Here is a 12,752-nt window from a genome sequence, read left to right as displayed (position 1 = left end):
GGAATAAAACACACAGATGATGGTCAAACAATATTCTTTAGTACTACTTCTGATTCTGGTATTCGGTTTTCAAGCTGAACTCAACGCTCAGCAAGATGCTCAGTATACGCAGTATATGTACAATACGCAGATCGTGAATCCAGCTTATGCAGGATCTCGAGGAAGTCTTGACTTTTCCGCGCTTTACAGAACACAGTGGGTCGGATTAGATGGTGCGCCAGAAACAGGTACATTCACCTTCAACTCTCCAATTGGTGTTGCAGAGAACATGGGAATCGGGATGAGTATAGTTATGGATCGATTGGGTCCGGCAAAAGAGTCTAACATTACCGTAGACTATTCCTATACCATCAATACCTCAGAGGATTATAAACTCGCCTTTGGACTTAAAGCGGGTATCGATCTTCTAGATGTCGATTTTACACTTTTGAACATTTTTGATGAAGGAGATGTTTTTGAGAACAATATTGACAACCGTTTGCAACCGCAGATCGGAGCGGGTATTTACTATTACTCCAATAAGTTTTATGCAGGACTTTCTGTGCCTAACTTTTTAAACACCAAACACTTTGATGAAAGTGAAATAGGACCGACTTCCGCTCAGACCATCGCCGCGGAGCGTTTACACTATTTCTTCATCACGGGATATGTATTTGATCTCAACGAGAACTTAAAATTCAAGCCAGCTGTTTTGACCAAGTTGGTTAGTGGTTCTCCTTTGCAAGTGGATTTATCCGCGAACTTGTTGATCAACGAGAAATTCACTCTCGGAGCGGCCTATCGCTGGAGCGCGGCCCTTAGTGGAATGGTAGGATTTCAAGCCACAGAAGGACTATTCCTCGGATTTGCTTATGATGGAGAAACCACGGATCTCAGTGGATTCAACGATGGGTCTTACGAATTCTTCGTTCGATTTGAAATATTCAATAAACCGGAGCGTATCCTTACGCCTCGATTCTTTTAAATGCAGCAATCATGACAAGAACCTCACTCAAAATCTTATTGTTTGTTAGCGGCTTTCTTTTAACCGTCGGGCCAACAATTGCTCAAAAGACCAAAGAACTAAAAGCCAACAAAGAGTACAGTCAATACGCCTATATCGATGCGCAACAGGTTTACCTGGATGTCATTGAGCAGGGTAGGGAAAGTGCTCAGATATACCAAAACCTGGGAGATACGTATTATTTCAATTCCCAGTATAAAGAAGCGGTTTCTTGGTATGAAGCCTTGGTAGAAAAATTTCCAGAACAAGCAACGCCTGAATATCTATTCAGGCTTTCGCAGTGTTATAAGAGTACTCAAGATTACGCCAAAGCGAAGGAGGCAATGGACCTCTACAAAGCGAAAGGAGGAGATACCACGGCCATTGCAAGAGTATATGCCGGCGATGATTACTTAGAGCAAATTGCGGCAAATGCCCGCAATTCTGAGCTTGTTGGAGTTACTGTTAACTCTGCGTTCTCTGACTTTGGGCCGAAATACTTTGGAGAGCGCTTGGTATTCTCTTCAGTGTCAGATACGATCCGTGATGAGAAGCTCGCGGTACACGAATGGAACAACCAACCGTATTCAGACCTCTATATCGTTGATATCGATGAAAACGGAGATCTGAGCAATATGGAACGTTTTGACAACGGTCCCATCAATACAAAATTCCACGAGTCAACACCAACCTTCTCAGAAGATGGAAAGACCATGTATTTTACCCGTAACAACTTCTTAGAAGTAGGGAATAAGACCGGGAAGCGCGCCATTGGGAAAGACGATCAAGGAACCGTTCGTATGAAGATCTATCGCGCTACTAAGTTGGCCAACAGTTGGTCAGATGTTCGCGAGGTTAAATTTGAAGACGGCTCGCTTAACGGTGATAATTACAGTATGGCGCATCCGCAATTGAGCTTGGATGGTAAGCTGCTGTATTTTGTTTCTGATATGGACGGTACTGTAGGTATGAGTGATATCTGGTATGCGCCGATCAATGAGGACGCAACCTTGGGAGATCCTGTAAATCTAAAATCCATCAACACAGAAGCCCGTGAGAGTTTCCCATTCATCAGTTCAGACAACACACTGTATTTTTCCAGCGATGGACAAACCGGTTTGGGAGGTTTTGACGTATTCTCAACTGAACTTGACGATGCAGGAATGGCATCTGAAGTAAGTAACCTTGGAGAACCGACTAACAGTGAAAAAGATGACTTTGGATACATTTACAATCCAGAAACCAAAACAGGTTATGTAGCTTCCAATAGATCTGGAGACCAAGGTTTTGTAAGTGATAATATCTACCGCGTTCAGCCTTGTTTAGTGAAGCTCACTGGAGAAGTAACTGATTTGGAGACCGGTGCCTTATTACCAGGAGCGAAGGTGGAACTGCTTGATGATCAAGGGAATCCTTATGGTGAGCCGATCGTTGTTGGTGATGACGCGGCCTACAGTTTTGATATTGACTGTAGTCAATCGTATCGCTTACGCGCCACAAAACAGGACTACAATCCAAATGAGATTGCAATTGTAGCACCAGAAACTTCTGGGGATCTCTATCAACCTATCCAACTAGAGCGCGCTTGTCCTTATGAGAATACTTTGAACTGTATTCTTGAGTTACAAACGATTTATTTCGATCTGGATCGATTCAATATCCGCCCTGACGCTGAAATTGAGTTGGCTAAAGTACTTGCGGCCATGAAGCGTTATCCGGAATTGGTGATTCATATTGAATCGCATACAGACAGCCGTGCAACAGACCAATACAATATGGTACTTTCTGACAGACGTGCACAGTCCACCATGCAGTGGTTGATCGAAAATGGAATTGAAGCATCCCGATTATCGGCCAAAGGATACGGAGAAACCCAATTGGTTAATGAATGTGCCAACGATGTTCCTTGTAGTGAAGAGGAGCACCAACTCAACAGAAGATCGATATTTATCATCGTCGATTAACGGCACTTCTTCCTACAAAATTAAAAAAGCAGCTTTGGCTGCTTTTTTTTGTGAATGGCATTTGGTGATCTCCCAATATGACAGGTATATGTGTTGCTCTTATGTGAGTTTTGCCGATATTCATTCGGTCTAAAGGTTTAAAAATGAACAATTGTTAGTCTTACAGCTTATCCTCCCGTAACCCCTTGTTTATTAGTCTATCTACGTAGGTATACGTACAATTGTCCTACATATTGATGCGGTTAAACCGTAAAAATAAGGTTGTTCGTCGATATTAACTTACCGTTAGTAGAAAAAGGAAATATTTATAGTTACATAATAAAAAGTCGGTCTACCTTTGAGTCAAAAGATATAGTTTTTACCGCATAAAAACGTATTGATTTAAACTTAATTAACAACGCTAACTATTCAATCATTTAATCCTCAATTTTATTCGCTTTAGACGTAAATTTTATTGGTTTTTTTGCTGAAAATAGTCCGAGTTGGGACTCGACTTTTTTGAGATTTTATGATTCGAAGCGTTAGGCTGCGATCTTAAAAGTTATATGAGAGAAAATTACTTTACCCCCGCAAGTAACTCCACTTTAAACGCCAAAACAACATATAGTGCACTGCCATGGAAACAGGCAAAAGCATTTGTTGTTCTTTTGGTTTTAGCAATAATGGCAATCGCGCCATCTTTTGCTCAAATTGGAACCCAATCACCGTCCATTCGTGACGGAGTTACCTTTCAATGGTCAGACGAACAAGATACCAACGGCAACGGTGATATCGATTCTTCGGAAAACAACAATCCGGCAACAATCGAATCCATCACCATTGGTTCTACAGTGTACAATACCTTCGCTGTACCTTCTGGATATCAGTTAACGCGTCTTGGGCCTGCAGGCCATAACACCAACAACATTAAGTTGAATGGAACGGAACCCATTGGAACCTCAGTTACTGCCACTTTTGATATTACGGATTCAACGCCTTGGGATGATGCTGCACTAGCAACCTTTCAAGATCAAAACCTGAACCACTACTTTGAAGCATCTTCAGGTCAAGGGGATAATATTTGCGGTGATTTTGATGAGGCTAACGGAACTGGCGGTGAAGAAGAGACCGATGCTCAGTTGCAAACAATTTTCTACGACCCACCATTGCCTTCTAATGCGGATGGTGTTTTAGCAGTTACAGAGCGCGGTGGAAATAACTGTTACTATGTTAGAATGGTTGGATTTCCAGCCGGCGGAGGTGCAGAACAAGTATTGGGGGATACTTTTGTGCGTACTTCAGGAAACTTGACTGGGGGAGGATTCAGTGCTCCTGCTAATGACGGAACCGATTATTGGGGGTCAGGAAGAGAGCAGGACAATAGCCAAACGATCGCCATCGCTCTTTTTGAATTGAATAGTATTGCTCCTACGGGATCTAGAATATCAAGAATTGAATTTGTTGCCGCTTCCAGTGACCATGGGGACGGCAAATTTTTTATTCTACAAACTTACGCAGTAGACCAAACGAAGCTTGGATGTATTGATACCACTATTGAAGGAGATCTAAACATTGACAATAATGTTCCTGATGGATCTACTTATACAGTGCTTTCAGGACCATCTCCAGCTGGTTTGGCGTTTACATTGAACACTGATGGTACGTATTCTTATACTCCGCCAGCAGGATACACAGGAGATGTGACCTTTACTTATGAGGTTTGTCTTCCTGCACCCAATGATGATATCTGTGGAACGGCAAGTGTTACTTTAACGGTAAATAGTCTTCCAGATAATCCGACTGTTGAAGTTTATTGTAATACGGACGGAACCTATACCCTAGAAGTAACTGCTCCACTAGGCGCAGACTTTGAGTATGTGATCAATGACGGTGCTTACCAAGCATCACCGATATTCTCAGGTTTAGGTGAAGGAACGTATATCTTCGGAGTTCGCAACAACTTTACTGGTTGTGAGAACAGACCGAGTTTCACTGAAGTTGTGATTGAGGATCTCGCAATTGAGACCGATATAACTGATGTAGACTGTTTTGGTGAAGATACTGGAGCTATTGACATTACAGTAACTGGAGGTTTCCCTCCATATACATACTTGTGGAATACCGGCGCAACCACAGAAGACATTTCTGGTCTAACTGCCGGCACCTACACGGTAACGGTAACCGATTCTGCTGGATGTGAGGTAGATTCTGGTTCAGGTTATGTAGTTGGTGGTCCTGATGCAGAGCTTTGGGTAGATGCTGATATCAGCGACGCTGCTTGTTTTGGAGAGTCTACAGGAGCCATTGACCTAACAGTAACTGGAGGTACAGCGCCTTACAGCTTTGTTTGGAGCACAGGAGCTACTACTGAAGATATTTCAGGTTTAGCTGCTGGTGATTATTCTGTTGACGTTACTGATGCCAACGGATGTTTCTTTAAAGATACTTATACGGTTGGTCAACCGGATGAATTGACCAAGAGCGTTAAGATTGATAATGTTCTTTGTTTTGGTGAAGCTACAGGTTCAATCGAATTGACTGTCGAGGGTGGAACACCTCCTTACAGCTACAGCTGGAACACAGGAGCAACCACATCAACCATTACTGGTTTGGCTGCAGGAACCTATTCTGTAGTGATCACTGACGCCAATGGTTGTGAATTGGAATCAGATTTTGAGATCTTCCAACCAGACAGCGCTATCGCTGTTTCAGAAGTGATCACCGATGTTGCTTGTTTTGGAGAAGCCTCTGGAGCTATTGACATTACTGTTTCTGGTGGAACGGCTCCTTATACTTACGTATGGACTACTGGAGCAACAACTGAGGACATTTCTGGCTTGACTGCTGGAACCTATGCCGTTATTGTAACGGATGCTAACGGTTGTGATGATGAATTCACTTTTATGATCGATCAACCAGCTGCTGGATTGGAATTAAGCGCTGTTGCTGCAGACGCTGCTTGTTTTGGAGAAGCCTCAGGTTCTGTAGATTTAACAGTGAGTGGTGGAACACCTCCTTATACATACTTATGGACTAACGGAGCAACTACGGAGGATCTTCCTGCTGTAGGTTCTGGAAGCTATAACGTAACTGTGACTGATGCCAACGGTTGTGAGGCCAGCTTGAGTGCTGCCGTTACTGTTGACGAGCCAGAGCCGATCAGCATCGTTATCACTAAAGAAAACGCGACTACTGCTCAAGGATGTAATGATGGAGAAGCAACAGCTACTCCAGACGGAGGAACACCTCCTTATACTTACTTGTGGAGCGCCTCCGCAGGTAGTCAAACTACTGCTACTGCAACTAACCTTCCATCTGGAACGCACACCGTTACGGTAACTGATGCCAACGGTTGTGAATTGGAGCAGGGGGTAGTTATTGATTGTTCAAATACCTGTGATGCCGTTATCGCAGTTGATGATATTGTTGATGTACTTTGTACTGGAGATAACACGGGTAGCGCTACTGTAAGTGCTAGTTCAGTGGCTAACCCAGGAGCTACATTTACCTTCACTTGGGACACTACACCTCCAACTGTGGAAAGCGGAGTGACTTCAAGTACTTTAAGCGGATTGCCTGCTGGTATTTACACCGTGAGTGTAACTATTGATGGAACTGTTTGTTTGCCTGTTGAGCAAAGTGTAACCATCACTGAGCCAGCGAGCGCATTAAACGTGAGCGCCACTGCTACGGATGAAAGCGGTCCTTCAACAGGAGACGGTACTGCGACTGCGGTAGTGAGCGGAGGAACTCCTCCTTATAGCTACAGCTGGTCTCCAGGTGGAGAAACTACAGAAGGAATTACAGGACTTAGCGCTGGTACTTATACTGTAACAGTAACTGACGCTAACGGTTGTGTGGAATCTGCTACCGTAACAGTGAACCCTGGAACTTGTTTAGATCTAGCGGTAACTGCTACTTCAACTCCGGTAACTTGTAATGGAGATTCAGACGGAACAGTAACTGCGGCAGTTACTGGAGGTTCTGGAAGCTTTACATATTTGTGGAGTACTGGAGACACAACTGCTACAGTAAGTGGTCTTCCTGGTGGATCTTACACAGTGACTGTAACGGATACGGTTACCCTTTGTGAGCAAATGGCCACAACTACTGTGGATGAACCAAACGTATTGGATTCTGGAATTGCCGTGACCAATGTGCTTTGTTTCGGAGAAGCCACAGGATCTCTTGATTTAACTGTAACTGGTGGAACAGCTCCATATACTTTTGCATGGAGTACCGGAGCGACTACGGAAGATATTTCTGGATTAACTGCCGGAACTTATGACGTAACTATTACTGATGCCAACGGTTGTATCGCTACTGATTCAGCTACTATTTCGCAACCAACACGCGGATTGGACATCAGCATTGATACTCAAAATGATATTGTTTGTACAGGTTTAGGCGACGTAACCGTTGCGGTTCTTGGTGGAACTGCTCCTTACACCTATAATATTGACGGTGGAGCATACGGAGCATCTGCAACATTCAGTGATCTTGAAGCTGGTTCTTATGTGATCGGAGTTTTAGATGCCAATGGTTGTACTGCAACTATTGATGTAAACATCTTGTTCAACTGTACAGATGCAATAGACGATATTAATAACACCTTTGAAGACACAGCAGTTAGCGGTAACGTACTGACTAACGACGAGGACTTTGAAGGAGATACTCAGACAGTAACTGGAAACACAGATCCTGCAAACGGAACGGTAGTGGTTAACCCTGACGGTAGCTATACCTACACTCCAAACCCAGGATACACTGGAGAGGACAGTTTTGAGTACACGATTTGTGACGATGGAACGCCACAGGCATGTGATACGGCTACGGTATACATCGAGGTATTGCCAGACAGCGGCCCAGAGAATGAAGCTCCAGTGGCTAATGCTGATACGAACACGACTGAGGTAGACACTCCAGTATCAGGAACAGTACTTGCAAACGATTACGATCCAGACGGAGACCCAATCGTAGTGACAGGAAACACAGATCCTGCCAACGGAACGGTAGTGGTTAACCCTGACGGAACGTATACCTATACTCCAAACCCAGGATACACGGGAGAGGATACTTTTGAGTACACGATCTGTGACAACGGAACCCCAGCACTTTGTGATACTGCAGTAGTGACCATCACCATCAACGATGACAATGGAAACATCACAGTAGCTAACGATGATGCTTACAACACGACTCCAGATACTCCGGTAACTGGAAACGTATCGGACAACGACAACGACCCAGAGGGTGACAACCAAACGGTGAACACCACTCCGGTAAGCGGCCCATCAAACGGTACTTTAGTACTTAATGCTGATGGTAGCTTTGAATACACGCCAAACCCAGGCTTTGAAGGAACGGATCAGTTTGTATACTCGGTATGCGACGACGGAACTCCAGTAGCTTGTGACGAGGCCACGGTATACATCACTGTAGGTGGTATTTTGAATACTACAGACGCTATTGATGATATCAACAACACTTTTGAGGACACAGCAGTTAGCGGTAACGTACTGACTAACGACGAGGACTTTGAAGGAGATACTCAGACAGTAACTGGAAACACAGATCCTGCCAACGGAACGGTAGTGGTTAACCCTGACGGTAGCTATACCTACACTCCAAACCCAGGATACACTGGAGAGGACAGTTTTGAGTACACGATTTGTGACGATGGAACGCCACAGGCATGTGATACGGCTACGGTATACATCGAGGTATTGCCAGACAGCGGCCCAGAGAATGAAGCTCCAGTGGCTAATGCCGATACCAATACTACCGAGGTAGACACTCCAGTATCAGGAACAGTACTTGCAAACGATTACGATCCAGACGGAGACCCAATCGTAGTGACTGGAAACACGGATCCTGCCAACGGAACGGTAGTGGTTAACCCTGACGGAACGTATACCTATACTCCAAACCCAGGATACACGGGTGAGGATACTTTTGAGTACACGATCTGTGACAACGGAACTCCAGCACTTTGTGATACTGCGGTAGTGACCATCACCATCAACGATGACAATGGAAACATCACAGTAGCTAACGATGATGCTTACAACACGACTCCAGATACTCCAGTAACTGGAAACGTATCAGACAACGACAACGACCCAGAGGGTGACAACCAAACGGTGAACACCACTCCGGTAAGCGGACCATCTAACGGTACCCTAGTACTTAATGCTGATGGTAGCTTTGAATACACGCCAAACCCAGGCTTTGAAGGAACGGATCAGTTTGTATACTCGGTATGCGACGACGGAACTCCAGTAGCTTGTGACGAGGCGACGGTATACATCACTGTAGGTGGTATTTTAAATACTACGGATGCTATCGATGATATCAACAACACTTTTGAAGACACAGCAGTTAGCGGTAACGTACTGACTAACGACGAGGACTTTGAAGGAGATACTCAGACAGTAACTGGAAACACAGATCCTGCCAACGGAACGGTAGTAGTTAACCCTGACGGTAGCTATACCTACACTCCAAACCCAGGATACACTGGAGAGGACAGTTTTGAGTACACTATTTGTGACGATGGAACGCCACAGGCATGTGATACGGCTACGGTATACATCGAGGTATTGCCAGACAGCGGCCCAGAGAACGAAGCTCCAGTGGCTAATGCTGATACGAACACGACTGAGGTAGACACTCCAGTATCAGGAACTGTTATTGCAAACGATTACGATCCAGACGGAGACCCAATCGTAGTGACTGGAAACACGGATCCTGCCAACGGAACGGTAGTGGTTAACCCTGACGGAACGTATACCTATACTCCAAACCCAGGATACACGGGTGAGGATACTTTTGAGTACACGATCTGTGACAACGGAACTCCAGCACTTTGTGATACTGCGGTAGTGACCATCACCATCAACGATGACAATGGAAACATCACAGTAGCTAACGATGATGCTTACAACACGACTCCAGATACTCCAGTAACTGGAAACGTATCAGACAACGACAACGACCCAGAGGGTGACAACCAAACGGTGAACACCACTCCGGTAAGCGGACCATCTAACGGTACCCTAGTACTTAATGCTGATGGTAGCTTTGAATACACACCAAACCCAGGCTTTGAAGGAACGGATCAGTTTGTATACTCGGTATGCGACGACGGAACTCCAGTAGCTTGTGACGAGGCGACGGTATACATCACTGTAGGTGGTATTTTAAATACTACGGATGCTATCGATGATATCAACAACACTTTTGAAGACACAGCAGTTAGCGGTAACGTACTGACTAACGACGAGGACTTTGAAGGAGACAATCAGACAGTAACTGGAAACACAGATCCTGCAAACGGAACGGTAGTGGTTAACCCTGACGGCAGCTATACCTACACTCCAAACCCAGGATACACTGGAGAGGACAGTTTTGAGTACACGATTTGTGACGATGGAACGCCACAGGCATGTGATACGGCTACGGTATACATCGAGGTATTGCCAGACAGCGGCCCAGAGAACGAAGCTCCAGTGGCTAATGCTGATACGAACACGACTGAGGTAGACACTCCAGTATCAGGAACAGTACTTGCAAACGATTACGATCCAGACGGAGACCCAATCGTAGTGACTGGAAACACGGATCCTGCCAACGGAACGGTAGTGGTTAACCCTGACGGAACGTATACCTATACTCCAAACCCAGGATACACGGGTGAGGATACTTTTGAGTACACGATCTGTGACAACGGAACTCCAGCACTTTGTGATACTGCGGTAGTGACCATCACCATCAACGATGACAATGGAAACATCACAGTAGCTAACGATGATGCTTACAACACGACTCCAGATACTCCAGTAACTGGAAACGTATCAGACAACGACAACGACCCAGAGGGTGACAACCAAACGGTGAACACCACTCCGGTAAGCGGCCCATCAAACGGTACTTTAGTATTGAACGCAGATGGAAGCTTTGAATACACACCAAACCCAGGCTTTGAAGGAACGGATCAGTTTGTATACTCGGTATGCGACGACGGAACTCCAGTAGCTTGTGACGAGGCGACGGTATACATCACTGTAGGTGGTATTTTGAATACTACAGACGCTATTGATGATATCAACAACACTTTTGAGGACACAGCAGTTAGCGGTAACGTACTGACTAACGACGAGGACTTTGAAGGAGATACTCAGACAGTAACTGGAAACACAGATCCTGCAAACGGAACGGTAGTGGTTAACCCTGACGGTAGCTATACCTACACTCCAAACCCAGGATACACTGGAGAGGACAGTTTTGAGTACACGATTTGTGACGATGGAACGCCACAGGCATGTGATACGGCTACGGTATACATCGAGGTATTGCCAGACAGCGGCCCAGAGAATGAAGCTCCAGTGGCTAATGCCGATACCAATACTACCGAGGTAGACACTCCAGTATCAGGAACAGTACTTGCAAACGATTACGATCCAGACGGAGACCCAATCGTAGTGACAGGAAACACAGATCCTGCCAACGGAACGGTAGTGGTTAACCCTGACGGAACGTATACCTATACTCCAAACCCAGGATACACGGGTGAGGATACTTTTGAGTACACGATCTGTGACAACGGAACCCCAGCACTTTGTGATACTGCAGTAGTGACCATCACCATCAACGATGACAATGGAAACATCACAGTAGCTAACGATGATGCTTACAACACGACTCCAGATACTCCGGTAACTGGAAACGTATCGGACAACGACAACGACCCAGAGGGTGACAACCAAACGGTGAACACCACTCCGGTAAGCGGCCCATCAAACGGTACTTTAGTACTTAATGCTGATGGTAGCTTTGAATACACGCCAAACCCAGGCTTTGAAGGAACGGATCAGTTTGTATACTCGGTATGCGACGACGGAACTCCAGTAGCTTGTGACGAGGCCACGGTATACATCACTGTAGGTGGTATTTTGAATACTACAGACGCTATTGATGATATCAACAACACTTTTGAGGACACAGCAGTTAGCGGTAACGTACTGACTAACGACGAGGACTTTGAAGGAGATACTCAGACAGTAACTGGAAACACAGATCCTGCAAACGGAACGGTAGTGGTTAACCCTGACGGTAGCTATACCTACACTCCAAACCCAGGATACACTGGAGAGGACAGTTTTGAGTACACGATTTGTGACGATGGAACGCCACAGGCATGTGATACGGCTACGGTATACATCGAGGTATTGCCAGACAGCGGCCCAGAGAATGAAGCTCCAGTGGCTAATGCTGATACGAACACGACTGAGGTAGACACTCCAGTATCAGGAACAGTACTTGCAAACGATTACGATCCAGACGGAGACCCAATCGTAGTGACAGGAAACACAGATCCTGCCAACGGAACGGTAGTGGTTAACCCTGACGGAACGTATACCTATACTCCAAACCCAGGATACACGGGAGAGGATACTTTTGAGTACACGATCTGTGACAACGGAACCCCAGCACTTTGTGATACTGCAGTAGTGACCATCACCATCAACGATGACAATGGAAACATCACAGTAGCTAACGATGATGCTTACAACACGACTCCAGATACTCCGGTAACTGGAAACGTATCGGACAACGACAACGACCCAGAGGGTGACAACCAAACGGTGAACACCACTCCGGTAAGCGGCCCATCAAACGGTACTTTAGTACTTAATGCTGATGGTAGCTTTGAATACACGCCAAACCCAGGCTTTGAAGGAACGGATCAGTTTGTATACTCGGTATGCGACGACGGAACTCCAGTAGCTTGTGACGAGGCCACGGTATACATCACTGTAGGTGGT

Annotated in this window: 3 protein-coding genes; all 3 read left to right on the top strand. The window is 45.4% G+C overall.

The features are described 5' to 3' along the window. The first annotated feature begins 16 nt into the window (after nt 1-16). Complete coding sequence (locus ACSLP7_RS11785) at nt 17-964, top strand: PorP/SprF family type IX secretion system membrane protein (RefSeq protein ID WP_435579491.1); 948 nt, start codon at nt 17-19, stop codon at nt 962-964. 11 nt (nt 965-975) lie between these two features. After that, on the top strand, nt 976-2,946 hold the full coding sequence (locus tag ACSLP7_RS11780) for an OmpA family protein (RefSeq protein WP_435579490.1): 1,971 nt from the start codon (nt 976-978) through the stop codon (nt 2,944-2,946). 662 nt (nt 2,947-3,608) lie between these two features. Further along, the coding region (locus ACSLP7_RS11775; protein ID WP_435579489.1) for an Ig-like domain-containing protein at nt 3,609-12,752 on the top strand (9,144 nt) is incomplete at its 3' end.

The organism is Gilvibacter sp. (genome assembly GCF_965601605.1).
Classification (GTDB): Bacteria; Bacteroidota; Bacteroidia; order Flavobacteriales; family Flavobacteriaceae; genus Gilvibacter.
The sequence above is the reverse complement of the archived record's forward strand: the minus strand, read 5'-3'. Positions and strand labels throughout refer to the sequence as shown.